Annotated in this window: 21 protein-coding genes; 11 read left to right on the top strand and 10 right to left on the bottom strand. The window is 62.6% G+C overall.

Going from position 1 to position 25,005, the window contains the following annotated elements; all coding sequences use genetic code 11:
- The first annotated feature begins 43 nt into the window (after window positions 1–43).
- Window positions 44–1,420: a YihY family inner membrane protein gene (locus tag AC3IQ7_RS18070; protein WP_489206899.1), complete on the top strand. Its 1,377-nt coding sequence runs from the start codon at window positions 44–46 to the stop codon at window positions 1,418–1,420.
- Between the two features lie 7 nt (window positions 1,421–1,427).
- Here the strand turns inward: AC3IQ7_RS18070 and AC3IQ7_RS18065 are convergent, their stop codons facing one another.
- From AC3IQ7_RS18065 to AC3IQ7_RS18045, 5 genes are read right to left on the bottom strand one after another with little or no spacing between them, the layout of a single operon-like run.
- Window positions 1,428–1,742 carry a hypothetical protein gene (locus AC3IQ7_RS18065; RefSeq protein ID WP_489206898.1) on the bottom strand — a complete coding sequence of 105 codons (315 nt, stop codon included), beginning with the start codon at window positions 1,740–1,742 and terminating at the stop codon, window positions 1,428–1,430.
- Window positions 1,743–1,763: 21 nt separating this feature from the next.
- Entirely contained in the window at window positions 1,764–3,785 is a 2,022-nt protein-coding gene (locus AC3IQ7_RS18060) for a DUF6630 family protein (RefSeq protein ID WP_489206897.1), read from the bottom strand.
- A gap of 29 nt (window positions 3,786–3,814) precedes the next feature.
- Window positions 3,815–5,209 carry a PoNe immunity protein domain-containing protein gene (locus AC3IQ7_RS18055; protein WP_489206896.1) on the bottom strand — a complete coding sequence of 465 codons (1,395 nt, stop codon included), beginning with the start codon at window positions 5,207–5,209 and terminating at the stop codon, window positions 3,815–3,817.
- A gap of 34 nt (window positions 5,210–5,243) precedes the next feature.
- A complete protein-coding gene (locus tag AC3IQ7_RS18050) occupies window positions 5,244–6,056 on the bottom strand; it encodes an alpha/beta fold hydrolase (protein ID WP_489206895.1) in 813 nt (270 codons plus the stop codon).
- 1 nt (window position 6,057) lies between these two features.
- Window positions 6,058–7,368 (bottom strand): O-acetylhomoserine aminocarboxypropyltransferase, encoded by a 1,311-nt coding sequence (locus AC3IQ7_RS18045; protein WP_489206894.1) that lies wholly within the window; start codon window positions 7,366–7,368, stop codon window positions 6,058–6,060.
- Between the two features lie 284 nt (window positions 7,369–7,652).
- Here AC3IQ7_RS18045 and AC3IQ7_RS18040 point away from each other — a divergent pair, with 284 nt between their 5' ends.
- Window positions 7,653–8,276 (top strand): 2OG-Fe(II) oxygenase, encoded by a 624-nt coding sequence (locus AC3IQ7_RS18040; RefSeq protein WP_489206893.1) that lies wholly within the window; start codon window positions 7,653–7,655, stop codon window positions 8,274–8,276.
- Window positions 8,277–8,404: 128 nt separating this feature from the next.
- Window positions 8,405–8,851, top strand: coding sequence for a CBS domain-containing protein (locus AC3IQ7_RS18035; RefSeq protein ID WP_010398828.1), 447 nt, complete (start codon window positions 8,405–8,407; stop codon window positions 8,849–8,851).
- Between the two features lie 69 nt (window positions 8,852–8,920).
- On the opposite strand, the gene AC3IQ7_RS18030 is transcribed toward AC3IQ7_RS18035, so the two are convergent.
- The gene (locus AC3IQ7_RS18030; protein ID WP_489206892.1) at window positions 8,921–11,182 is read right to left on the bottom strand and encodes a putative bifunctional diguanylate cyclase/phosphodiesterase; all 2,262 of its coding nucleotides are present in this window, start codon (window positions 11,180–11,182) and stop codon (window positions 8,921–8,923) included.
- A 434-nt stretch (window positions 11,183–11,616) separates the two neighbouring features.
- On the opposite strand from AC3IQ7_RS18030, the gene aroC reads away from it, so the two are divergent.
- Window positions 11,617–12,711, top strand: a complete 1,095-nt coding sequence (gene aroC, locus AC3IQ7_RS18025) for a chorismate synthase (RefSeq protein ID WP_489206891.1) — start codon at window positions 11,617–11,619, stop codon at window positions 12,709–12,711.
- A 151-nt stretch (window positions 12,712–12,862) separates the two neighbouring features.
- Here aroC and AC3IQ7_RS18020 read toward each other — a convergent pair whose 3' ends face one another.
- Together AC3IQ7_RS18020 and AC3IQ7_RS18015 are read right to left on the bottom strand one after the other, a co-directional pair.
- A complete protein-coding gene (locus AC3IQ7_RS18020; RefSeq protein WP_099377404.1) occupies window positions 12,863–14,359 on the bottom strand; it encodes an HDOD domain-containing protein in 1,497 nt (498 codons plus the stop codon).
- Entirely contained in the window at window positions 14,356–16,035 is a 1,680-nt protein-coding gene (locus tag AC3IQ7_RS18015; protein ID WP_416208733.1) for a putative bifunctional diguanylate cyclase/phosphodiesterase, read from the bottom strand. Before AC3IQ7_RS18015 ends, AC3IQ7_RS18020 begins: the two co-directional genes overlap by 4 nt.
- Before the next feature lie 457 nt (window positions 16,036–16,492).
- Here AC3IQ7_RS18015 and AC3IQ7_RS18010 point away from each other — a divergent pair, with 457 nt between their 5' ends.
- From AC3IQ7_RS18010 to AC3IQ7_RS17995, 4 genes are all read left to right on the top strand, one after another.
- On the top strand, window positions 16,493–18,175 hold the full coding sequence (locus tag AC3IQ7_RS18010; RefSeq protein ID WP_489206889.1) for an isovaleryl-CoA dehydrogenase: 1,683 nt from the start codon (window positions 16,493–16,495) through the stop codon (window positions 18,173–18,175).
- A gap of 145 nt (window positions 18,176–18,320) precedes the next feature.
- Complete coding sequence (gene upp / locus AC3IQ7_RS18005; RefSeq protein WP_010398816.1) at window positions 18,321–18,971, top strand: uracil phosphoribosyltransferase; 651 nt, start codon at window positions 18,321–18,323, stop codon at window positions 18,969–18,971.
- 22 nt (window positions 18,972–18,993) lie between these two features.
- Complete coding sequence (locus AC3IQ7_RS18000) at window positions 18,994–19,356, top strand: Hpt domain-containing protein (RefSeq protein ID WP_489206888.1); 363 nt, start codon at window positions 18,994–18,996, stop codon at window positions 19,354–19,356.
- Window positions 19,357–19,654: 298 nt separating this feature from the next.
- Window positions 19,655–19,858, top strand: coding sequence for a cold-shock protein (locus AC3IQ7_RS17995; RefSeq protein WP_010398811.1), 204 nt, complete (start codon window positions 19,655–19,657; stop codon window positions 19,856–19,858).
- A gap of 219 nt (window positions 19,859–20,077) precedes the next feature.
- Here the strand turns inward: AC3IQ7_RS17995 and AC3IQ7_RS17990 are convergent, their stop codons facing one another.
- Complete coding sequence (locus tag AC3IQ7_RS17990) at window positions 20,078–20,989, bottom strand: LysR family transcriptional regulator (RefSeq protein WP_489206887.1); 912 nt, start codon at window positions 20,987–20,989, stop codon at window positions 20,078–20,080.
- A gap of 216 nt (window positions 20,990–21,205) precedes the next feature.
- Here AC3IQ7_RS17990 and aceB point away from each other — a divergent pair, with 216 nt between their 5' ends.
- On the top strand, window positions 21,206–22,804 hold the full coding sequence (gene aceB / locus AC3IQ7_RS17985) for a malate synthase A (protein WP_099377399.1): 1,599 nt from the start codon (window positions 21,206–21,208) through the stop codon (window positions 22,802–22,804).
- A gap of 79 nt (window positions 22,805–22,883) precedes the next feature.
- Here the strand turns inward: aceB and gloB are convergent, their stop codons facing one another.
- Window positions 22,884–23,693, bottom strand: coding sequence for a hydroxyacylglutathione hydrolase (gene gloB, locus AC3IQ7_RS17980; protein WP_489206886.1), 810 nt, complete (start codon window positions 23,691–23,693; stop codon window positions 22,884–22,886).
- 19 nt (window positions 23,694–23,712) lie between these two features.
- Here gloB and AC3IQ7_RS17975 point away from each other — a divergent pair, with 19 nt between their 5' ends.
- Together AC3IQ7_RS17975 and rnhA are read left to right on the top strand one after the other, a co-directional pair.
- Window positions 23,713–24,489, top strand: coding sequence for a class I SAM-dependent methyltransferase (locus AC3IQ7_RS17975; RefSeq protein WP_099377397.1), 777 nt, complete (start codon window positions 23,713–23,715; stop codon window positions 24,487–24,489).
- Window positions 24,482–24,931 carry a ribonuclease HI gene (gene rnhA, locus AC3IQ7_RS17970; protein ID WP_099377396.1) on the top strand — a complete coding sequence of 150 codons (450 nt, stop codon included), beginning with the start codon at window positions 24,482–24,484 and terminating at the stop codon, window positions 24,929–24,931. The genes AC3IQ7_RS17975 and rnhA overlap by 8 nt, the downstream gene beginning before the upstream one ends.
- Window positions 24,932–25,005: the final 74 nt, after the last annotated feature.

Here is a 25,005-nt window from a genome sequence, read left to right as displayed (position 1 = left end):
AGCCTGATACGACTGCTGTCATGGCGCCGTTCTGATTTTGCACATGTTTTCAAAATATATATTCCCGTTCTTCCAATACCTGTGGCGCGCCCTGAGCATCGGGCTGGCCGTCGTGCGCGGCCTGACCTGGTCCGAAACGCGCGACCTGCTGCAGTTCGCGCGCCGCCGCGTGCGCGAGGAAAGCCTGCCGCAAGTGGCCGGCAGCCTGACATTCGCCACCGTGTTCGCGCTGGTGCCGCTGCTCACCCTGGCCCTGGCCATCTTCACCACTTTCCCGCTATTCAATACCTTCCGCCATGCGCTGGAAGATTATTTCGTGCAAAGCGTGATGCCCAAGGGCATATCGAACACCATCCTCGATTATCTGACCACGTTCGCCTCGAAGGCCACGCGCCTGTCGGCCATCGGCGCGGGCGCACTGATCGTCACGTCGGTGGGCATGATGGGCTTGATCGAGCGCGTCTTCAACCGCATCTGGCGCGTGCGCCAGGAACGTCGCTGGACCAAACGTCTGCTGGTTTACTGGGCCATCGTCACCCTGGGACCGCTGCTGGTGGGCGTGTCGCTGACGGTGACCTCGCGCCTCTTCATGGCCACCAGCGGCGTGGTGGGCGCCGTGCCATTCCTCGGCGCCGTGTTTTATACCCTGGTGTCGATCGGCCTGACCATGCTGGCGTTTACCTTGCTGTACATCGCCGTGCCGAACCGCGACGTGGACTGGCGCGACGCGGCCTGGGGCGGCTTGCTGGCGGCGCTGGCGTTCGAGGTGGCCAAGCGGGGCTTCGGCGAATTCATCCAGGAATTCCCCACGTATTCGCGCATCTACGGCGCACTGGCCGCCTTGCCGCTGTTCCTCGTATGGATTTACCTGAGCTGGATGATCACCCTGGTGGGCGCCTTGCTGGTGGCAGCCTTGCCCGTCGTGAAATATGAGCGCTGGTGGTACGAGGCGGCGCCGGGCAGTGAATTCGTCGACGCCGTCGCCATCCTGAAGGTGCTGCACCAGGCCTGTCACTGCGCCGATTCGGCCCTGGTCGGTGCGGCGGAAATTCGCCGCAGCACGCGTCTGGGCTTCGAAGAAATGGAAACCCTGCTCGACAAGATGGTGCAGCAGGGCTGGGTGGGACGAGTCAACGTGGATGGCGCCGTGCGGGTCCAGTGGGGCAAGCGCGTGGCCGACAGTTCCGACCACTGGGTCTTGCTGGGCAACGTCAACCGTATCAGCCTGGCCGACGTCTACCGCCTGTTTGTCTTCGGCGGCATGCGCGTGAACTCCGGTTACCCGGCCGGTTCCACGAATGAGCGCGACATCAAGGCGGCAGAAGAAGCGGCCGCCCTGGCGGCGCAGGTGGAAAACGCCGTGGAGCAGGGACTGGGCCTGACCTTGGCCCAGCATTTCGGGGACGTGCGCTGCGCCTGATGGGCAATCAGGGGTTGAGCCGCTCGTACAGCAGGACATCGAGCGCGCCCGTCAGCGTATTGCCCTCTTCGTCGAGCAGGGTGTAATCCTGCTGGCTGTCGCCGAGCGAGGCGCTGCCCTCGATGCCGCACACCAGCTGGTATGTGGCGTCATCGATCGCCAGCTTGATCAGGGCCAGGACTTGCTCGCGCTGGCCCTCGGTCAGTGCCAGCCCGTCGAGCAGGGCGCCAAGCCGGGTCTGTCCCTCGCTTCCCTGCGCATATAGCGCCAGCAGCGACGCATTGGATGCGACGACATCATCGATGAATTTTTTCGCGTGCATGGATTCCTTGTCTTGCAAAAATCACAGCAGCACGGGCCGCAAAGCCGCCTGCAGCGCCACCTTGCTGAACGCCGCCGCATCCTGCGCCCGCACCACGCCCAGATAATACGTGTCTTCGCCGCCGTGCATGTTGACCAGGCGCAGCTGGTGCGGCGCCAGGTGGGCGGCGATGGCGGCCAGGCCCTCGGCCATCGCATCGCCATCCTCGCGTTCCTTCCAGCGGAAGTCCTGCAGCGCGGACAGCTCGATATGCTGGGCTATGCGGGGCACTTCATCGACGGCTTTCCAGTCCAGGGTGGTGCCGTGGCCCTGCGTGTGGGAGGCCGTGGACCAGAGCAGGAAGAAACAGGCCGCCTCGGGCGAGTCGCCTTCGTATTCCTCTTCCGGATCGTCCTGCGCCAGCTCTTCCAAAGTGATGTCCACGCAACGCGCGGCCAGTTCCGCATCGCCTTGCAAGAGCAGGGCGGCCATGCTGCGCAACTGCTCGCGGTCCGCCTTGGCCAGGATTTGCGCGGGCGTGAAGCTGCGGCGCTTGGCGGGCTTCTTCTCGGGTTTTTTCTTGCCCAGGCCGATAGACTCGCTCAGTTGGGCCGTGATCGCCGCCTTGAAGTTTTCCACGGTGTCGAACTGCTCCAGCAACTGGCCCGTGAAATCCATGCTCCAGGCCATGCCATCCTTGACGACATATAAAAAGTCGCTTTGCACGGCCACGCCGCGCAAATGGTGGGCGGGCGGATACAGGGGCGTGAAGGCCTGTTTTCCATCGAGCGTCAGCATGCAGGCCAGACCTTGCGCGTCGATGGCGAAAATCAGGTTCTTGCGCAGCTTGGGCGGCGACGAGGTGGTGGCGCAATCGATGGCCTCATACTGGCAGGGCGCCAGCAGCTCGCCCTGGCTATTGACCAGGCCAAACAGGAAGCGCCCGGCGACGCGCTGGCTGACGATGGCGATTTTTTTCTTCGTGCCAAAATCCTGCACGGAGCTGTAGGCGGGCGGCACCACGACCTTGCCCGTCTTGTCGAGCACGCCGTGCACATTGCGCTTGGCGTTATCGTCTGTCTGGTCTGTCTGGTCTGTCTGGCGCTCGATGTCGATCAAGCCATCTTCGCGCTGGCACACGTTATCCACCCTGTCGATGAGCAGCGCACCGTCGGGCAGGTGCAGCAAGCGGCTGGCGCCGTCCGCATCGATCTGCTGCAACAGATGGGGGCTGATCACATACAGGGCGCCGGGGGCGGGCGGCAGCACCACCGTGCCGTTGAGGTCCAGCACGCCGTGCGCATCGGGGGCGTCCGCCGTGGCAAAGGTGATCCAGCCATCGTCCGCATAGTACACACCCAGGTCCACATAGCGCTGCGACAGCGGCACGATCCAGCGGCCATAGGGCGTGACCAGGCCGGTGACGTCCGGTTCGCCGGCGGCGCTCACTTCATGGCACAGCACATCTTCTTCCCAGCCCACCACTTCCAGGCCTTGCAGGAAAGGCAGTTCGTCCGTGCCCAGTTCCTCCACATCGGCCAGCTGCGCGACGGCCGTGGCCGACCAGTAACCGGTGGCGGGCGATGCGGCGCCGGCGGCCAGCAGAGGCGCCAGCGCTTCCCGCTCGCCGCGCAGCAGGGCAGAGTGCAAGGCTTGCGCCTCGGCGCGCAAGGCCTCGAGCCCGGCCGCGTATTCCGGCGTGCCGATATCGTGCGGGATCAGCTGCACGTAGTCGAGGATCAGCCATGGCTGGCCGTTCGCCAGCAAGGCGCTGATGGCGCTGCGCGCGACGATGGCGGCCGCGTCGCGCGGCCTGTCCATCAGCGCGGACAAGGCTTGCCAGCTGGCCTGCGCCTGCGCCATCGGCGCGGCCAGCACGCAGGCGCAGTCTTCGCCATCGCCATAGATGGGCCAGGCGACAGCTTGCGTGCCGGCGCCGATGAGCAGCTTGAACAGCGTAGGTACGTCCAGCCGCCATTCGGCCAGGCCCGTGATCGTCTCGGTGTCGAAGCCGGCCTGGCCGGGCAGGAAGGTGGTGCTGAACAGGGCTGCAGTGTTGATCATTGATATTTGTCTAAAAGTGAACGGGGGATTCAGGGCGATGGCGGCATGACCCAGTGCGCCAGCGCGCTGCGTTCGAGGCCCAGCTGTTTGGCCGCGGCAGCCGCTTCGAAGGCCCACAAGCCGTAGTAGCCGCCCAGGCCGTGTGCGCGCAAATGGCCGTTGAACCAGTCTTCGCGCACCAGCGCGCCATGCCAGCTGGCCAGGTACTGCCGCAGGTGTTCCAGCTGCTGCGCGGGATCGTCCGCATCCAGGCACTCGAACAGGGCTGAATAGGGTTCTGCGAAATACCATTCGTCGACGGCGGGACGCTGGGGATCGATGGTCGACAGCAGCGCCTCGTACACGGCGTCTTCGCCATCGAAGGCCGTCTGCAGGGCGGCCAGGCGGGCAGCCAGGTCGTGGCGGCCGAACAGCAGGGCGGCGCCCAGCAACTGCAGGGTGCGCGCGTAATCCGTCAATTGTTCGAAATCAAAGGCGGGCAAGGCATCGTCATCGTAGGCTGCGGCCAGGGCGGCGCGCGCCGTTTCGCAGGCGGCGACGGCCGTTTCCAGCGCCGGTTCCACGTCAGGCAAGGGCAAGCCTGCCGTGTAGCGCAGCGAGAAGACCTGGTAAGCCGTGCTGGCGGCGGCGCACGCCCAGTAGGCATCATCGCCGCCATCGATTTCCGCCTGCGCCTGCGCGCGCCCGTAGGCGGCCAGCAGGGCGTCGAGGTAAGCGAGATTGCGGCTAAAGTCGAACGGGGCGGGCGGCACCTGGCGCGGCGCGTGGGGCCAGGGCGTGGATGAAACCGGGCAGGTGGCGGCACATTCGCGCTGGATGGCCCAGTCGGCGAAGATTTGCTGCATATACTGCGCCGTTTCGTCGTCGTGGACGATGGCGCCGACGCCCACAAAGGTCGTGCCCAGCAGGGTGTAGTCAGGGAAGCGGCTGCTCTCGTAGGCGATGGTGGTCACGCTCTGGATGGTCCTGCCGTCGCTCAGGTCGCGCACGCGGAAGTACACATCGTCCCAGCCGGCCAGCGGTGCCGCTGGCGGTTCATTCGGCAAGGTCGCCCAGCTGCCGTCCTCCTGCTCTTCATAGGCGTCGAGCAGTTCGTCGAGGCCGCCGGGGCGGTCGATGCGGTTGTTGGCGTCGTATTGCAGGTCCAGTTCGGCCGCGAAGGCTGCCGCGTGGCGGCCCTCGAAGACCAGGTACTGGGAGCTCGTGGTGCCGACCAGCAGATCCGTGTGCTGGCCCGCCACGACGAGCGCCTGCGGCAGCCGGCACCATTGGTAGTATGGAATGCCGGCCATGGGACCGCCTTCGTCCGCCAGCGGGTTAGTGAAGCGCAGCTGTTCCAGCCATTTATAGCGTTCGTGCCGCTCCGCTTCCGTGCCGCTGCCGCGGCCAGTCAATTCATCGTGCAGGGTATTCAACAACATCATTCGTCTATCCTAAAAAAGTCCGCGTGGCGGGTGCTTATGCTGCTGCCGTTTGCGCAAACGCAAACAGCGCGTCGAGCACGGCGTCCGGCTGCTCGGCCATCAATTCGTGCCCGCTGTCGACCTGCACCACCGTGCCATGCGCGATGGCAGACGTGAGCAAGCGGGTCGATTTGGGCGGCGTCATCATGTCGCGCGCGCCAAAAATAAATAAAGTCGGGCAGTGTACCGAAGCGGCGGCGATTTCGCCGTTCGCGTAGGTATTGCAGGCGAAAAAATCCGTGTGAAACACGTGATCGGGGTTGAGGGCGGCGATGCGCTGTTTCAGACGCCGCGCGCCGCCCATGGCATAAAAGCCGGGGCCGGGGAACGACGGCTTTTGCGCGATCGACGAGTGCGACCAGATATTGACCATGTCGATGGCTGCCTGTTCATCGTTGAGTGACGTTTCCAGAAGGGCCGGCGAGACCTTCATCGGGTAGGTGGAGCCCAGCATGGCCAGGTGGCTGACACGCCCGGGCGCCAGGAATGCTGCTTCCAGCGCGATCAATGAACCCATGCTGTGGCCGATCAGCATGGCCCTGGCCGCGCCGGCCGCATCCAGCATGGCCAGTATCCAGCGCGCCAGCTCTTCCACCGTGGTTTTCGCCGCGCCCAGGCTGCGGCCGTGGCCCGGCAAATCGACGGCCAGCACGTTCCAGCCGTGGTGGGCAAAATAGCGCGTCTGCAGGGCCCACACGGAATGGTCATTCTGCGCGCCGTGGATGAAGACGGCCGTCGGCTGGCTCGGGTTGAATGGTTTGCCGCCTGTGTAGCAGTAAGCCGTGGTGTTCTCGATGGTGAGCAGCATCTCAGGCGCCTTTCTGCGACAGTTTCAGGCCACGGGCCAGGTCTTCGATCAAATCATCGGCGTCTTCCAGGCCTACCGATAGACGCATGGTGCCCTGCGTGATGCCCGCCTGCGCCAGTTGATCGTCGGGCACGCGGAAATGCGTGGTGGAGGCGGGGTGGATGACGAGCGACTTGGCGTCGCCCACGTTGGCCAGGTGCGAGAAGATCTTCAGGCTGTCGACAAAGCGCTGGCCGGCCGCGCGGTCGCCGCGCAGCCTGAAGGTGAAGACGCCGCCCGCGCCTTTCGGCAGCAGGGTTTTCGCCAGCTCATAGTCGGGATGCGACGGCAGTTCGGGGTAGGACACGGATTCGACGGCTGGATTGGCCAGCAAAAAGTCTATGATTTTGCGCGTGTTGGCCACGTGGCGGTCCATGCGCAAGCCCAGGGTTTCGATGCCTTGCAGGATGGCGAAGGCATTGTGCGGGCTCATGACGGCGCCGAAATCGCGCAAGCCTTCGCGCCGCGCGCGCAGGGCGAACGGCGCCACCGTCGATTCCTCGGCGAAGACCATGCCATGGAAGCCGTCATACGGCTCGCACAGTTCGGCGAAACGCCCCGTCTTGTCGTATGCCGCCTGCCAGTCGAAGGTGCCGCCATCGACGAGCAAGCCGCCGATGGCCGTGCCATGCCCGCACAGGAATTTGGTGGCCGAGTGGAACACCAGGTCGGCGCCATGCTCGAAGGGGCGTAGCAAATACGGGGTGGTAAACGTCGAATCGAGCATCAGCGGCAGCTGGTGTTCGTGCGCCAGGGAGGCAATCTGGGGGATGTTCAGCACGTCGAGGCCGGGATTGCCCAGGGTTTCCGCAAACAGCACGCGGGTAGAGGGCCGGATGGCGGCGCGCCAGGCGTCCACGTCGCGCGGGTCGACGAAGGTCGTCTCGATGCCGAAGCGTTTCAAGGTGTAGGCCAGCAGGTTGTGCGAGCCGCCGTACAGGGCGCGCGAGGCCACGACGTGCGAGCCGGCGCCGGCGATGGTAGATAAACCAAGGTGCATGGCGGCCTGGCCGCTGGACGTGGCGATGCCGGCTACGCCCCCTTCGAGGGCGGCGATGCGCTCTTCCAGCACGGCATTGGTGGGATTCGAGATGCGCGAGTACACGTGGCCGGCCCGCTCCATATTGAACAGCGAAGCCGCGTGTTCCGAACTCTTGAAGGCAAACGAGGACGTGAAATGGATGGGCGTGGCGCGCGCGCCCGTGGCCGGGTCGGGCGCCGCGCCCGCATGCAGGGATAAAGTATCGAAACCGGGGTATTTCGGGCCGCTCATGGTGTCTCCGCCAAGTTTTATAGTGGCAAGATCGTAACCTGATTTGCAGCTGAGCAAAAGGGCTCCTGTGCAGGGCGCATGGCGCCGTGCTGGCGGGCCGCGCGTGTAACCTGCAGTGTAAAAAAAGTGACCGGCACGGTGCGGCGGTGGTAGGATACCGGATCAGCGATATTCGGGCTGTTTGACTTGTGCGCGTGCGCCGCGCCGCAGGGAAGGCTGCTACGTTCCAGCGAAATCCTGGGCTTCAGGCGAACTCTCATCGCATGTCCACCAGGAAAGATTTTATGCCCGCAATATCGTTCGACGGCGCCCTTGCCGTACCCGGACCTTCTATCGTCGACGGCCTGTGCCACGCAGGCTGGCTCATGCAAGAGCATTTCATCTCCCCTGAACTGAGCCGCCAGCTGGCCGCCGAATGCGTGCAATCCATGCTCAGCGGCAAGATGAAGGGCGCCGGCGTGGGCAGCGGCCATGCACCGCTGCTGCAGCCGGACATCCGCGGCGACCATATCGAATGGCTGGAAACGGGCCGCTCAGCGGCATGCGACCGCTACCTGGAACACATGGAAGCGCTGCGCTGCGTGCTCAACCGCGAGCTGTTCCTGGGGCTGGAAGAGTACGAAAGCCATTTCGCCCTGTACGCACCGGGCGCCTTTTACCGTGCCCATCTGGACCGTTTCCGCGATGACGACAAGCGCACCGTGTCCGTCGTGCTGTACCTGAACGAGGACTGGCTGCCAGAGCACGGCGGCGCCCTGCGCCTGCATCCGCAGGGCGGGCCCGTGGTGGACGTCTTGCCGCAAGCGGGACGCATGGCCATGTTCATGTCGGGCGAGATGCTGCACGAAGTGTTGCCGACGGCGCGCGAACGCCTGTCCATCGCCGGCTGGTTCCGCCGCAGAGCGTAACGAAAAGGTGCGCGCAATCCCCCGCGATTTGATTGCGCGCAAGGCTGGATTTTTCCGCAGGCATAGGCTACAGTCGCAGTAAGGGCTAGAATAACTAAAATACCAATCACGCGGACAGGACGGCCAATATGAAAGTATCTGAAATTCTCCAAGTCAAGGGCAATATCCTCTACACGGTCACGCCTGACCAGCCCCTGCTTGACGCGGCCAATACCATGGCTGAAAAGGACATCGGTTCGCTGGTGGTCATGGAATTTGGCGACCTGGTCGGCATGCTGACCTTCCGCGAAGTACTCAACGCGCTGCATGAAAACGCGGGCCAGATCGGCGGCGGCACCGTGCGCAAGCACATGGATGACCACCCGATCACCGTGACCCCGGATACGGAAGTCAACGAAGTGCGCCGCATCATGCTGGAAAAACACGCGCGCTACCTGCCCGTCATGAACGCCAAGACCTTGCTGGGCGTCATTTCCTTCTACGACGTGGCGCGCGCCGTGCTCGAAGCGCAAAGCTTTGAAAACCAGATGCTGAAAGCGTATATCCGCGACTGGCCGGCCGAAACCACTGATTAAGCTTCGCTCATCCAGTAAAAACAACGCCGGCAACTGCCGGCGTTTTGCATTGCGTATGCAATGTGACGTCTATGCCGCGCCCTGCAGCGCTTCGTTGTTCAGCCAGGTACCCAGCGCCGTGGCCGTCATCGGGCGGGCGAACAGGAACCCTTGCGCCATGGGGCAGCCCAGCGCCTGCAAAATTTGCGCCTGCCGCTCGTCTTCCACGCCTTCCGCGATTACGGCCAGGCCCAGGTTGCGGCCCAGCTGGATGACCATTTCGGCGATGCTGCTGCCGCGCGCGGAACCCGTGATCTCGGTGACGAAGGCGCGGTCGATCTTCAGGCGGTCGACTTGCAGGCGCTGCAAATAGGACAGCGAGGAAAAACCTGTGCCGAAGTCGTCGATGGCGATGCTCACACCCGTTTGCTTGATCTGCCACAACATCTTGATCAATAAATCGGGCTCTTCCATAGCCATCGATTCCGTGATTTCCAGCTCGATGAATTCGGGCGGCGCCTGCGTCTCTTCCAGCGCCGCGCGCAACATTTCCAGGAACAGCGGGTGGCGGAACTGCACTTGCGACACGTTGACGGACATGACGAAGTTGCGGTGGCCCTGCTCGCGCAGCAGCACCAGTTCGCGGCATGCCGTGCGCAGCACCCATTCGCCGAGGTCGATGATGATGCCCGAATACTCGGCAATCGGGATGAAGCGGTCGGGCGAGATGAATTTGCCGTCCGGCGTCTGCCAGCGCAGCAGCGCTTCGGCGCCCACGGGGCGGCGCGTGGTCAGGTCGATCTGCGGCTGATACACGACAAACAGCTGGCCCTGGCTGAAAGCCGTGCGCAGCGCGTGCATCATGCGCACTCGTTCGCGGATTTCGATGCCCATGCTGCGCGAGAAGTAGAAATGCCCGGCGCGCTGCTGGCTTTTCGCCCGTTTCAGGGCGATATCGGCATCCTTCAGCGCATCGGCGCCCGTGCCCGCGTGTTCGCCCAGCCGCACCAGGCCCAGGGTGGCGGACAATTGCACGTCCTGGCCATCGATGCTGAACGGCGCCTGGAACAGGGCCAGGATATTGGTCGGATTGACTTGCGACGAGTCGCCCAGCACGCAGAAGATGTCGCCGCCGAGGCGCGCCACCGTCAGTTGCGGGCCCAGCTGGGTTTGCAGGCGTCCCGCCACGGCCACCAGCAGCATGTCGCCGAACTGGTGGCCCAGCGCGTCGTTGGTTTCGGCAAAATGGTCGAGGTCCACCAGCGACAGGGTGGCGTCGTCGCGCGCGGGGCCGGCCAGGGTGGCGTCGAGGATTTCCACCAGGCGCGTGCGGTTGGGCAGCTTCGACAATTGATCGTAGAAGGCGGCGTTGTGCAGGTGCGACACCAGCTCGACGTTGTCCAGGCCCACGGCGACATTGCTGCAGAAGACTTCCAGCAGGCTTTCATCGATGGCCGACAGGGGGCGCGGCAGCACCAGGTAGGCGGCCGCGTCGCGGCTGGCCTTGCCCGCGAAGTACAGGGTGGCGTAGTCATGCGCGTACACATTGCGCCGTTGCGCCAGCGTGTGTTCGATGGCGGCCATCACGCGGGGATTTTGCAGGCCGCACAGGGCGCTGTGCGGCAAGCTGGAAAAGCTGCCCGTGCAGGCCGAGACGAGCAGTTCGCGGGAGCCGTTGTCCTGCAAGTCCTGCACGCACAGCACGCCGTCGGCGCGGATGCCCAGAAGGTCGGCGATCTGCGCCAGCACGCCGGCCGAGAAATTCTGCACGCCATGCAGCGCCATCAGCTGCGTGCTGGCGTGGACGATACGGTCCAGGCCGCGCCGGCTGCTGCTGATCGAACGGATCTGTTCGTACGAGCGGATGGCGGCCGTCACCGTGGTAAACAGCTTGATGCGCGTCAATTCGGACTTGGTCTTGTAGTCGTTGATGTCGAAATCGCGGATGGCGTCGATTTCCGGCGCATAGCCGGGCTGGCCCGTGCGCAGGATGATGCGCACGTCCGTCATTTTCAGGGTTTCGCGGATGTAGCGCACCAGGTGCAGGCCCGCGTCATCCTGTTCCATCACCACGTCGAGCAGGATGACGGCGATGTCGTCTTCATGCTTGAGCAGTTCGCGCGCCTGGCCGGCTGAATACGCATGCACGAATTCCAACGGGCGGTGCTGCATTTCCAGGTTGCCCAGGGCGAAAGTGGTGGTGGAGTGGACGTCTTCATCGTCGTCGATGATCATCACCCGCCAGACGCTGCGCGGTGCGACGGCCAGCGGCGGCGCTGGTTGCTCATCGAGGAATACCAGGTCGTCGTGATCGTCCTTGTTGGCGTCAAGGGGGATGATCGGTGCGGGCATGTATAGCTTCTCCAGGATGACTCGGAACGAGATGTGAGCACATCAGAAATGTCCATGGCGTTGTTGCAGCGCCTCGCCGTACTTGCGTACTGTCTTCGGCGCCGCGCCTAGCCCTGACCATTTCTGATGCACTCAGGGCGCATCGAAAATGTAGCGCTCAGGTGCTGCCGAGGTTCGCACATTTTCTGATGGTCCATCGTCCAAGTATATAGCTATTTAATAAGCAAAATGTTTTTTTAAGTCTATTCCGTCGAGCAATATTTCTTGTATTGCATGATTGCAACTCATATTTGGTATTTTTTATATGAAAAAATACGCGGGATTTTAAAATGGCGAGGCGGGTGGGGGAATATCGGTCCCTGGCGGGGCATTAGCGGCATGGCATGCCCCGCAGGCTGGTAGAATTGAGTTTTTCAGTCCTCACACTTCCTACTATGTCCGGCAATTCTTTTGGCAAGCTGTTTACTGTTACCACTTTCGGCGAATCGCATGGCCCGGCCATCGGCTGCGTGATCGATGGCTGTCCTCCGGGATTGGTCCTGTCGGAAGCCGATATCCAGCCCGAGCTGGACCGCCGCAAGCCGGGCACGTCGCGCCACGTGACGCAGCGCCAGGAATCCGATACGGTGGAAATCCTCTCCGGCGTGTACCAGGGCGTGACGACGGGTACGCCCATCGCGCTGCTGATCCGCAATGAAGACCAGCGCAGCAAGGATTACGGCAATATCGCGGAAAGCTTCCGCCCCGGCCATGCCGACTATACCTACTGGCATAAATACGGCGTGCGCGATCCGCGCGGCGGCGGGCGCTCGTCGGCGCGCCTGACGGCGCCCGTGGTGGGTGCGGCGGCGATCGCCAAGAAATGGCTGCTGCAGCAATACGGCACCACCTTCAAGGGGTGCATGAGCCAACTGGGCGACATTCCCGTGCCGTTCCAGTCGTGGGAACACGTGCATGCGAACCCGTTCTTTGCCGCCAGCGGCGATGCGGACCTGATCGCGCGCATGGAAGAGGCGATGGACCAGTTGCGCCGCGATGGCGATTCCATCGGCGCGCGCATCGACGTCATCGCGCAAAACGTGCCCGTCGGCCTGGGCCAGCCCATCTACGACAAGCTCGACGCGGACATCGCCTACGCCATGATGGGCATCAATGCTGTCAAGGGCGTGGAAATTGGCGCCGGTTTCGATTCGGTGGCGCAAAAGGGTTCCGAGCATGGCGACGAACTGACGCCGGAAGGCTTTATCGGCAATAACGCCGGTGGCGTACTCGGTGGCATCTCGACGGGGCAGGATATCAGCGTCTCGATCGCCATCAAACCGACGTCGTCGATCCGCACGCCGCGCCGTTCGATCGATAAGGAAGGCAATCCCGTGATGGTGGAAACGTTCGGCCGCCACGACCCGTGCGTGGGCATCCGCGCCACGCCGATCGCCGAAGCCATGCTGGCCCTGGTGCTGATCGACCACGCCCTGATGCACCGCGCGCAATGCGGCGATGTGTCGGTGAATACGCCGAAGTTGAAATGATTAATTTTGTCGCTTAACAAAGACGCTTGCGACACCTGACAAAACCGTAGCGAGCGGAAGGGAGAGGTGGCTAAGAAGCGCAACCGTACGAAGGTACGGTGAGCATCGCAGGCCGCCTATACCGACGCGCAGTAGGTTTGGTCAGGTGTTCTCATGCAACTTTATTTGCCACCAATTCGAGTTGGTGCCGCATCTCCACCGACTGCACCAATAACGCCCGGATATCGTTGATCAGGTTGAATTCCGTCTGGTTCAATTGAATCGGCGGGAAGCTGTCGTCCCAGTCGCCATATAAAAATCCCGTTGGGTGGCCGTTGGCCGACAGGGGCAGCACGACGAAGCTGCGCGCTTCCGACAATGTCGCTTTCCACCATTGCGGCAGCTTGGCGGCAAATTTCGGGTCGCGCGCGTTGTCGATGAAGATCACGCGGTCGCTGTTGAGGGCCGCGTGGAAGACGTTCGGTTCATACGCATCGCCAAACACCATCAGGTCCTGCAGGTCGGCCATGCCTTCGCCCATGCTGATGCGCGCCGAATACAAATGATCCCTGTGGTTGCGCACGAACGCCACCGAGCGCGAAAAATCGAAGCCCTGGTGCAGCGTTTCAAGCGCCATCGAGACCATCTGGCCCGGACTGGCGCTGCCGATGGCGCCGCGCAGGTCGGCCAGGCCGCCGATCAGCACACGGTTGCCTTCGGCGCGCATGCGCGTGGAAGCCAGCTGGCGCGCGCGCCGTTCGGCCGGTTTCGACAGGGGCGCGATCGACAGATCGGCCGCCGCCATCGCCTTGGCCTTGTCCACCGCCACCACCAGGTCCGTCGCGGTGATGCCCAGGGTGCCCGCGTAGTCGTCGATCAGCGCGTGCACCTGCGCCGCGCCGGCAGCATCGTCATGCCACAGCGAGTCGGCGCAGCGCGCCGCCATCGTTGACAGTCCGGCCATCCAGTCGGCGCCGCTGACGGGAGAATTGTCCGGCGATGGGTCCATCGGACGCATGCCGTTGATCAGGTGCTGCGGCAAGCCCCAGTGGGCGGCCGTGGCATAGCCCACTTCCGGCAGAGACAGGCCGAGGATTTCGCGCGCGGCGGCTGCCTCGTTGCCGGGACCCGCGTGCGCCTGCATGCGCGCCCAGAAGTCCGTCATGTAGAACGTCACCATCATGCGGCCCAGGGTGTGCAGCATCGAGCAGACGACGGCCTGCTCCGCCTGCAGGCTGCCGGCGCTGGTGGCAACCTGCTGCGCCACCATCCCGGCCAGCACGGCCTTTTCCATTTCCACGTGGGCGCTGACGGAATCGGGCGACGCCTGCGACAGTTCCTCGATCAGTTTCAGGCCCAGCGCCAGGTGGCCGATGGCGTCGATGCCCAGCACCAGCACGGCCTTCGAGACCGTGTTGACGCGCTGGCCGAAGGCCGAATACATGCCGCTGTTGGCCAGCCGCAGCACCTTGTGCGTGAGGACAGGGTCGGACAGCACCGTTTGCGTGATGTCGAATTCGTGGTCGTCCTCGCCGCGCATGGCGCCCAGGATGGCGCTGATGGCTTTCGCGAAGCCGGGCATGTCGCCCTGCTGGCGCGTGCGCGCCCACAGCAGGTCCAGGGTGTTTTTGCCGAGCTGTGTCGGCGCCGTGAAATGACCTGGATTCATTGCACCCCTCCGCGCGGTTCATTGGCAGACGGCGCAGGCACCAGCGCCGCATAGGTTTTGTCGCTCAAGGCCGATAGCGCGGCGTGGGCGGGCATCGGTTTGCCCGTCAGGTAGCCTTGCACATACTGGCAGCCGCGCGACTCCATGAAGTGCATCTGCTCTTCGGTTTCCACGCCTTCGGCCACCACGGACAGGTTCAAATGCTTGGCCAGGTCGAGAATGGTGTTGCAGATGGCCGCATCCTTGCTCGATTCTGGCAAGTCCTTGATGAAGGTGCGGTCGATCTTCAGCACGGAAATGGGGAAGCGCTTCAGATACGCAAGCGAGGAATAGCCGGTGCCGAAATCGTCGATGGCGATGCGCGCGCGGCGCTCCGTCATCTTGACGAGGATGGTTTCCGCATGCACGGGGTCAATCATCAGGGTGCCTTCCGTAATTTCCAGCACCAGGTGTTCGCCGGACAGCCCCGAAAACGCGATGGCGTCATCGAGCACGTCGAGGAATTTGTCGTTGCGGAACTGGCGCGGGCTGATGTTGACGGAGATGTACAGCGGCCGCTTCGCCACTTCCTGGAATTGCTTGAGCTGCACGCAGGCCGCTTTCAGCGCCCAGGCGCCCAGCAGGTTGATCAGGCCATTGGCTTCGGCAATCGGGATGAAGCGCACGGGCGGCACCAGGCCCAGGGTCGGGTGCTTCCAGCGCATCAGGGTTTCGAAACCCTGGATTTGCCGCGTGTGCGCATCGACGATGGGCTGGTAAAAGAGTAAGAACTCGCCTTCACGCACGGCCTGGAACATGGCCGCTTCCAGCGAAATATCGTGTTCCGACGGGCCATTCAGGCGCGGGCTGTAGACCAGGCAGCGGGCCTTGCCCGTTTCCTTGGCGCGCGACATGGCCGCATCGGCCAGCGCCACCAGGCGCACTTCATCTTCCGCGTGCAGCGGATAGATAGCCACGCCGACGGAGGCGCCCACGTAGATCGTGTGGCCATCGACTTCGAACGGCGCCTGCAGGGTGGCCAGCAGGCGGCCCGTCACCAGCTTGATCTGCGCGTCCGTGGCGCTGCCTGGCAGCACGGCGACGAATTCATCGCCGCCCACGCGGGCCAGGGTGTCGCTGTCGCGCAGGGTCTTGCGCAGGCGCGCCGCGGCCAGGCGCAGCACGGCGTCGCCGACCGGGTGTCCCAGGCCATCGTTGACCTTTTTAAAACCATCGAGGCCGATGGTGGCGACGGAAAAGCCCTGGCCCGAACGCGCGGCCTGGGCGATCACCATGCGGATGCGGTCCGACAGCAGCAAGCGGTTCGGCAAGCCCGTGAGCGCATCGTGCGTAGCCATGTGGCGCAGCCGTTCTTCCGTATTGTGCTGGGCCGACGTGTCGCGCCCGACCACCAGCAGTTCGGCCACGCCGGCCGCGTTCATATAAGAAGACAGGCGCAGTTCGAACCAGATTTCCTGATCCGGCGTTTGCAGCCGCACTTCCAGGCGGCCCGGTTCTTCCAGGGCGTCTTCCAGCGCCGCTTGCAGCGCCGCACGCGATGCTTCGGCGGCCAGCGGCAGCAGCAAATGGCCGGACAGGCCCGAAGGTGCGCCAAACAGGGTGGCCGCGCGCTTGCTGGCGAACAGGATCAGGCCGTCCGTATCGAGCCTGAACACGACGTCGCCTGCCTCTTCCATGAGGTTGTCCAACTCGTGACGAGCCTCGCGGTGGGCGGCGGATGGGGTACTGGAAAACATCGTGCTGGCTTTTACCTTTTTTGTTATCAGTGCCGGCGCTCGCTGCAGGGCAGGGCGCCAACGGAAAGAGTGCGTCGTGCATGATGCGTGCCATAGGGGCCGAAAGGGCGGCTATCGGAACGCGATCCACACGAAATGTATCATTGAAAAGCACCCGATTACATGAAATAGAGCAACATTGCTTCAGGTTTTGTAAATATTCCTGCCTTCCATGAAAAAAATCATGTCGCGCGGGGCATGTGGGCATTTTCATTCGACATGGAAACATTTATCTGCGCCTGCTTCCACTGGCGCGCTTGCCCCGCCATGCGCTTTGCGCTAGTCTGGCTGGCAGACGGTGTTGACGGTGCGCCAGCGACGGCAAGGGCGCCATGATAACAAATCGCGGGAGACTCCCATGAATGCCTTTGACACGCATGAAGTTTTCAATCAGGCCACGCCCTTTGAAAACGTCAATTTGTTCGCCTGCGACCCGGCGCTGATCGAAGCGCTGCTGCGCGAGGGCGGCGGCGCGGCGTTGCAGGAGCTCGACGCGCTGGGCGAAAAGCTGGGCCGCGCCGAAACCTATGCGCTGGCGCGCCTGGCGAATATCCACACGCCCGAGCTGCAGCAGTTCGACCGGGCCGGGCGCCGCATCGACGAGGTGCTGTTCCATCCGGCCTGGCATGAACTGATGGCCATCCTCGTGGGCGCCGGCGCGCATGCTTCGCCCTGGGCCTCGCCCGGTCCCGGCGCCCAGGTGGCGCGCGCGGCGGCCTATCTATTAGTGGGGCAGGTGGAAAACGGCACGCAGTGTCCCGTGACGATGACGTATGCCTCGGTGCCGGCCTTGCGCCAGGCGCTTGAGCTGCCGCAAATCGCGCAGCGCTGGCTGCCGAAAATCCTCTCGCGCGACTACGATCCCCGCTCCCTGCCCGTGGAGCAGAAGCGGGGCGCCTTGGTCGGCATGGGCATGACGGAAAAGCAGGGTGGCTCGGACGTGCGCAGCAATACCACGCGCGCGACGCAGGTGCCGCCGGCCGAGGCGCGTACCCTGTTCGGCGGCGAGGCCGGCGGCGCCTGGCGCATCGTCGGCCACAAATGGTTTTTTTCGGCACCCCAGTGCGACGCCCATCTGATCCTGGCGCAGGCGGACGAGGGGGGATTGTCGTGCTTCTTCCTGCCCCGCTACCTGCCCGACGGCAGCCGCAACGCCATCCGCGTGCAGCGCCTGAAGGATAAGCTGGGCAACCGCTCGAATGCCTCGTCGGAAGTGGAGTTCACCAATGCCTACGGCTGGCTGGTAGGGCAGGCGGGGCGGGGCATACCCACCATCCTGGAAATGGCCAGCCACACGCGCCTCGATTGCGTGCTGGGCAGCACCGGTATCATGCGCGCCGCCCTGACGCAGGCGCTGCACCACGCGCGCCAGCGGGCCGTGTTCGGCAAGCCGCTGGCCGAACAGCCGCTGATGCAGAACGTGCTGGCCGACCTGGCGCTGGAATCGGAAGCTGCCACGGCCTTTGCACTGCGCCTGGCCCGCTGCTTCGATGAAAAGGAGGATGCAGGGCAAGCCATGCTGGCGCGCGTGCTCACGCCGGCCGGCAAGTACTGGATCTGCAAACGCGGTCCCGGTTTCGGCTTTGAAGCGATGGAAGTGCTGGGCGGCACCGGCTATGTGGAAGACGCGCCGCTGGCGCGTTTATATAGAGAGCTGCCCGTCAACTCGATCTGGGAAGGCTCGGGCAACGTCATGTGCCTTGACGTCTTGCGCGCCTTCGGCAAGTCGCTGGCCGCGCGCGACGCCCTGGCTGCCGAGCTGGCGCTGGCCGGCGATGACGATGCCATTTTCGCGGGCTACCGCGCGCGGCTGCTGGCCGACCTGGACGGGCCGCAAACGGATGAATTTGGCGCCCGGCAATTATCCGAACGCATCGTGCTGGCCGTGCAGGCCGGCTTGCTGCTGCGCCATGCGCCACCGTTTGTTGCGCAAGCGTTCCTGCAGTCGCGGCTGGTGCAAGCGCCGGGCGGCGTGTATGGCCGCTTGCCGGCCGGCACCGATTGCAAGGCCATCCTGGCGCGCGCGCTGCGCGAGTATTGATTTCAATAAATCCGATTATTTCGAAAATTCCGGCCACAGGCGGGCTGGGGGCTGGGATAATGCTGCAATCCATCATTTTATCGATACACAGCGCGCTTGCGGCCCAGGCTTGCCGCCGCGCCAGCTACAGAGAAAGAAAAACAAGATGAAACAAGATCCACGCTTCCCGAATTTGTTCATTACCGATCACCCTTTGATCCAGCACAAACTGAGCCACATGCGTGAGCACGACACGTCGACGCGCACCTTCCGCGAGCTGCTCAAGGAAATCACTTTGCTGATGGGCTATGAAATCACGCGCGACCTGCCGCTGACCACGCGCGAAATCAAGACCCCGCTGGTCACCATCGATGCGCCTGTCATTGCTGGTAAGAAACTGGCCATCGTGCCCATCCTGCGCGCCGGCATCGGCATGAGCGATGGCTTGCTGAACCTGGTGCCATCGGCACGCGTGGGACACATCGGCGTGTACCGCGACCCGGCCACGCATATGCCCGTGGAATACCTGGTGCGCCTGCCTGACCTGAACGAGCGTACCTTTATCCTGTGCGACCCGATGGTAGCGACCGGCAATTCGGCCGTGTATGCCGTCGATGTGCTGAAAAAACGGGGCGTGACGGATGAACAGATCATCTTCCTGGCCCTGGTTGCCGCACCGGAAGGCGTGACCGTGTTCCAGAATGCGCATCCGAACGTCAAGATGTTCTGCGCCTCGCTCGATTCGCACCTCGATGACCACGCCTACATCGTGCCAGGCCTGGGCGACGCCGGCGACCGCATCTTCGGCACCAAGTAATCCACGTCAGGCGAGTATTGCGATGGCAACCTTGATCGACCCGGATTTCCGCGCGCGTTTGCGCGCCCTGAACGAAAAATATGCGGCCGGCGTGCCGGCCCTGTTGCAAACGATTGCGCAAGCAAGCGGCCGCTGCGACAGCGAAGGCGCCCGTCTGGAACCGTTGACGGAACTGCACCGCGCCCTGCACGCGGTGGCCGGCTCGGCCGCCACCTTCGGCTTTACCGCGCTGGGCCAGGAATGCCGGCGCATCGAACAGCTGGTGCGCGCCATGCTCAACACCCCTGCGCAAGCGGTGGCGGATTGGCCTGCCGTGCGGGCACAGGTGGTGGCACTACTGGATTGGGCGCGACGCGATGCTGCCGCCACCCATTTCACCGCGTAAATGACCGCGTCATAGTAATGTGGTTGCAATGATTCATTTGATACAACGCAAAGCACCCGCGTCGCAGATTAGGATATAGTGTCTCCATGCCGCTGGTACAGGGCGCCGCAAGACGGGGATTTGGCTATTAAAGTAGTGTTCGCAAGTTTATTTTGCGAAAGAATGGTTTTTCTCAGTTTTGTTGGTATAATTGGGCATCGTTGGATTCGAGGTAGTAGTGCAGTTTGTCTGTCATTTCTTTCTTGCTTCAAACGATATAACGGGCGCAAGCCCAACTTAACTGAAATAGGAAATTGTAATGGCAACTGGCATCGTAAAATGGTTCAATGATTCGAAGGGTTTCGGCTTTATTACCCCTGACGAAGGCGGCGAAGATCTGTTCGCTCACTTCTCGGCTATCCAGTCGAACGGCTTCAAGTCCCTGCAAGAGAACCAACGCGTTTCTTTTGAAGTGACCGCTGGCCCTAAAGGCAAGCAAGCTTCGAACATTCAGCCAATCTAATACGCTGGATCAAACGAAATAAAGAAATCCTCGGTCTCCGAGGATTTTTTTTCGCCTGAATTTCCGTGAAGCATGGGTTTTGCCTGCCTTATGCGTGTGGTTTTTAGCTTGCATGGCCCTTGTTCTGCGCGCCTTGAGTCAGCGTAGGTCGCGGGTGAGTCCTGTTCTGGACCGTCACGGCGCCGAGTCAGACCGTAGCGAGCGGCAGTGAGGGCGTCCTCAGATAGCCCGTTCGCGCCAGTAATCCGCTTGAGAATAGCTGTGGCGCAAGAAATCCACGAACGCCCGTATGCGCAGCGGCAAGTGGCGGCGCTGGGCGAACACGGCATAAATGTCATTGCCCGGCGCGGCGAACTGGTCCAGCACCGTCACCAACTGGCCCGAGGCGATCTCCGCGCCCACTTCCCACATCGAGCGCCACGCCAGTCCCTTGCCGGCCAGTGCCCAGTCATGCAGCACTTCGCCATCGTTGCAGACCATATTGCCGGCCACCTTTAAAATCACATTCTTGCCGTTTTCGCGGAAGGTCCAGCCCCGCTGGCTGCCTTCGCTGCTGATCGCCAGGCAATTGTGCTTGGCCAAGTCGGCCGGGATGCGCGGCGTGCCCGCCCGTTTCAGATAGGCGGGTGAACCGACGAGCACGCGCTGGTTGTCCGCCAGTTTGGTGCTCACGAGTGAGGAATCGGACAGGCTGGCGATGCGGATAGCCACGTCGATGCCTTCGCCGATCAGGTCGACGAGGCGGTCGTTCAGGTTCAGCGACACCGTCACGTCGCGGTGCTCGGCGACAAAGGAGGGGATTAATGGCGCCACGTGCTGGCGGCCGAAGCCTGCCGGCGCGGAAATGAGCAAATGGCCGCTGGCTTTGACGCTGCGCACGGCCACGGCCGCTTCAGCCTCCTCCAGTTCACCGAGGATGCGCTGGCAATCTTCTAGGAAGGCGGCGCCTTCATTCGTCAGCGCCAGCTTGCGCGTCGTACGCTGCAGCAATTTGACGCCGAGGCGCTGCTCCAGTGCATCGAGGCGCCGCCCTATCATGGCCGGGGCGATGCCTTCCGCGCGGGCGGCCGCCGACAGGCTGCCCTTGGCCACCACTTCCACGAAGGTCGATATTTGTCTGAACTGTCCCATGTCGTGCTCCCGCGATGCCGTCACTTGTGATAAAAACGCATAGATGAAGTGATTTTTAATCTCGTTTCCATGCCTTATAGTGCAATACTATAGAACAAACGCGCCGCCAGGCAGAGTGTTTTTGCGCCTCTGCCCAGCTTGCCAGCGCAGTCGTTCGGCTTATACTTGGATCACCAGATTACCTTTGCTTATATTTATTAAAAACCGGAGAACTTCATGACGCAGAACACGATCGCACTTCCAGAAGGCATGCAAATCACGGGGGAAATCCAGCCCGGCTACGAACAGATCCTGACCCCGGCCGCACTGGCCCTGGTAGCCAAGCTGACGCGTGCATTCGAACCGCGCCGCCAGCAATTGCTGGCCGTGCGCGTGGAACGGGCCAAGCGCCTCGACGCGGGCGAGCGTCCTGATTTCCTGCCTGAAACCGCGCATATCCGCGACGGCGACTGGAAGATCGCGCCGATCCCGAAGGCGCTGGAATGCCGTCGCGTGGAAATCACGGGCCCCGTCGAGCGCAAGATGGTCATCAACGCCTTCAATTCCGGCGCCGACAGCTACATGACGGACTTCGAGGATTCGAACACGCCAAACTGGGATAACCAGCTGACGGGCCAGATCAATATGTTCGATGCCGTGCGCAAGACGATTTCGCTGGAGCAAAATGGCAAGTCCTACAAGCTGAACGACAAGATCGCGACACTCGTCGTGCGCCCGCGCGGCTGGCACCTTGATGAAAAGCACGTGCTGGTCGATGGCAAGCGCATTTCCGGCGGCATCTTCGATTTCGCCCTGTTCATGTTCCATAACGCCAAGGAACAACTGGCGCGCGGCGCCGGCCCGTACTTCTACCTGCCAAAGATGGAATCGCACCTGGAAGCGCGCCTGTGGAACGATATTTTCGTCATGACGCAAAACGAATTGGGCTTGCCACAAGGCACGATCAAGGCGACCGTGCTGATCGAAACCATCCTGGCGGCCTTCGAGATGGATGAAATTCTGTACGAGCTGAAAGAACACAGCTCGGGCCTGAACGCGGGCCGCTGGGATTACATCTTTTCGTGCATCAAGAAATTCAAGCTGGACAAGGATTTCTGCCTGGCCGACCGCGCCAAAGTCACGATGACGGCGCCCTTCATGCGCGCCTACGCCTTGCTGCTGCTGAAAACCTGCCACAAGCGGGGCGCGCCAGCCATTGGCGGCATGGCAGCCTTGATCCCGATCAAGAACGATCCGGAAAAGAACGACATCGCCATGGGCGGCGTGCGCAACGACAAGGCGCGCGATGCCACCGACGGCTACGACGGCGGCTGGGTTGCCCATCCGGGCCTGGTGGAACTGGCCATGGGCGAATTCACCAAAGTGCTGGGCGACAAGCCGAACCAGATCGAGAAGCAGCGTCCCGACATCGACGTGAAAGCGTCGGATCTGCTGAACTTCCAGCCGGAAGCGCCGATTACGGAAGCGGGCTTGCGCTACAACATCAACGTGGGCATCCACTACCTGGGCAGCTGGCTGGCTGGCAACGGTTGCGTGCCCATCCACAACCTGATGGAAGATGCGGCTACGGCCGAGATCAGCCGCTCGCAAGTGTGGCAGTGGATTCGTTCCAGCAAGGGCGTGCTGGAAGATGGCCGCAAGGTGACGGCCGAGATGGTGCGCGCCATGATTCCGGAAGAGCTGGCCAAGGTACAGCGCGATGCGCCGGGCGGCAACGGCCCGACCTATGTGCGTGCCGGCCAGATTTTCGAGGAAATGTCGACCTCGGAATCGTTCGCCGAATTCCTGACCTTGCCGCTGTACGAAGAAATCTGATCCTGATCAAATAGCAGCATAAAAAATCCCGGCGATGCCTTAGGCATCTGCCGGGATTTTTTATTGTGGAAGAGTTCGCCTAAAAATTATTCTTCCACATTCGCAAGGCTGCAAACGCTTCCACGGGCGAGGCGTCCGCCGTCAGCTTGCCTTCCACCTTCAGGCTGCTCAAGATCGCCGGTTCGCGATAGCGCAGGAAAGGATTCGTGGCTTTTTCCAGGGCAATGGTCGACGGCACGGTCGACAAACCCTGCTGGCGCTTTTCCGTGTCGATGGCGATGCGTTCCTGCAAGGCCACATTGCCCGGCTCGACAGCGTTGGCGAAGCGCAGATTGGACAAGGTGTACTCATGCGCGCAAAATACCTCGGTATCGTCGGGCAGGGCGGCCAGTTTGCCCAGCGAGTCGGCCATCTGGCCCGGCGTGCCTTCGAACAGGCGGCCGCAGCCGCCCGCAAACAGGGTGTCGCCGGAAAACAGCCACGGTGCGCCGCTGCGCTCGTCGCGCTGGCGCACATAGGCAATATGCCCCTTCGTGTGGCCGGGCACGTCGATGACGGTCATCTGCAAGCCGAGCTCGGGCACATGGGCGACATCGCCTTCGGCAAGCGGTTCCGTGATGGCTGTGATAGCCTCATTGCGCGGGCCGAAGACGGGGATGGCGAAATGCTGCAACAATTCAGGCACGCCACCCGTGTGGTCGGCGTGGTGATGCGTGAGTAAAATGGCGGACAAGGTCAATTGATGGGCTTGCAGCGCATCGAGGATGGCCGTCGCGTCGCCGGGGTCGACCACGGCGGCATGGCGGCCGTCATGGATCAGCCACAGGTAATTGTCGGCAAAGGCGGGCACGGCAAGTACCGATAAAGCGTGTTCAGGGGATTGTGTCATGAGCAAAAGAGAAAACTGAATGGACAGTGTGGCATCCGAAAAATCCATTATAGCGCTTGACGGCTGGCTGCAGACGCCGGCCGGTCTGTATGTGCGTGCCTGGGAGCAGCAATGCCTCGACAGTCTGACGGTCGATATCTTCGGTTTTAATGCCGTGCAGATCGGCTTGCCCCAGCTCGATGCGCTGGCGGCCAACCGCATGCCGAACAAATGGTTGCTCGATGCGCGCCTGCCGTCGCGTCCGTCACAAGAGAGCCGTTTGACCCTCGTGTCGGCCTTCGACGAGTTGCCGTTCGACTCGCAAAGCCTGGACCTGGTGGTCTTGCCGCACGTACTCGAATTTGCCGCCGAGCCGCACCAGGTCTTGCGCGAGGTCGAGCGCGTGCTGATCCCGGAAGGGCGCGTGATCGTCTGCGGCTTCAATCCGGCCAGCCTGTGGGGCATGCGCCAGGGGCTGGGACGGGTCACGGGACGCCATTACCTGCCGCAGGCAGGCGAGCTGATCTCTATGCCGCGCATGAAAGACTGGTTAAAATTGCTCAACATGGGCGTCAGCCAAAGCTACTTCGGCTGCTACGCACCTGCCTGCAGGACAGAAAAATGGCTGCGCCGCAACGCCTTCATGGACAAGGCCGGTGCGCGCTGGTGGCCATATCTGGGCGCAGTGTATATAGTGCAGGCGATCAAGCGCGTCAAAGGGATGCGTTTGATCGGTCCGGCGTGGACCAAGAAACCGGCGACGGCGCCCGCAGGCGCACCGGTCACGAATAAAAGGCGGGAACAGCAAGATGGCTAAGTTTGAAGATAAGGTAGAGATTTACGCCGATGGCGCATGCAAGGGCAATCCCGGCACGGGCGGCTGGGGCGCGCTGATGGTGGCCGATGGCGCCAAGAAAGAAATTTACGGCGGGGAACTCAATACGACGAATAACCGCATGGAATTGAAGGCCGTGATCGAAGCCTTGACGGCGCTCAAACGTCCCTGCCAGGTGGTGCTGTATACCGATAGCCAGTACGTGCAAAAGGGCATCAGCGAATGGATCCACGGCTGGAAGGCGCGCGGCTGGAAAACGGCGGCCAAGGCGCCCGTGAAAAACGTCGACCTGTGGCAAGCCCTCGATGCGGCCCAGGCCGTCCATGAAGTGGAATGGCGCTGGGTGCGCGGCCACAATGGCCATCCGGGCAACGAGCGGGCCGATCAGCTGGCCAACCTGGGCGTGGAAACCGTGCGCGCGTAAGAACACCCAAGGTCGCTAGTTGTAATCGCAGGGCACAGGTTTGCTATACTGTGCCCTTCGCTTTTTGCTTTTAC

The sequence above is a fragment of the Janthinobacterium sp. GL_088 genome, from assembly GCF_057837845.1.
Note: the sequence above shows the minus strand (reverse complement) of the source record. Positions and strands in the feature narration are given on the sequence as shown.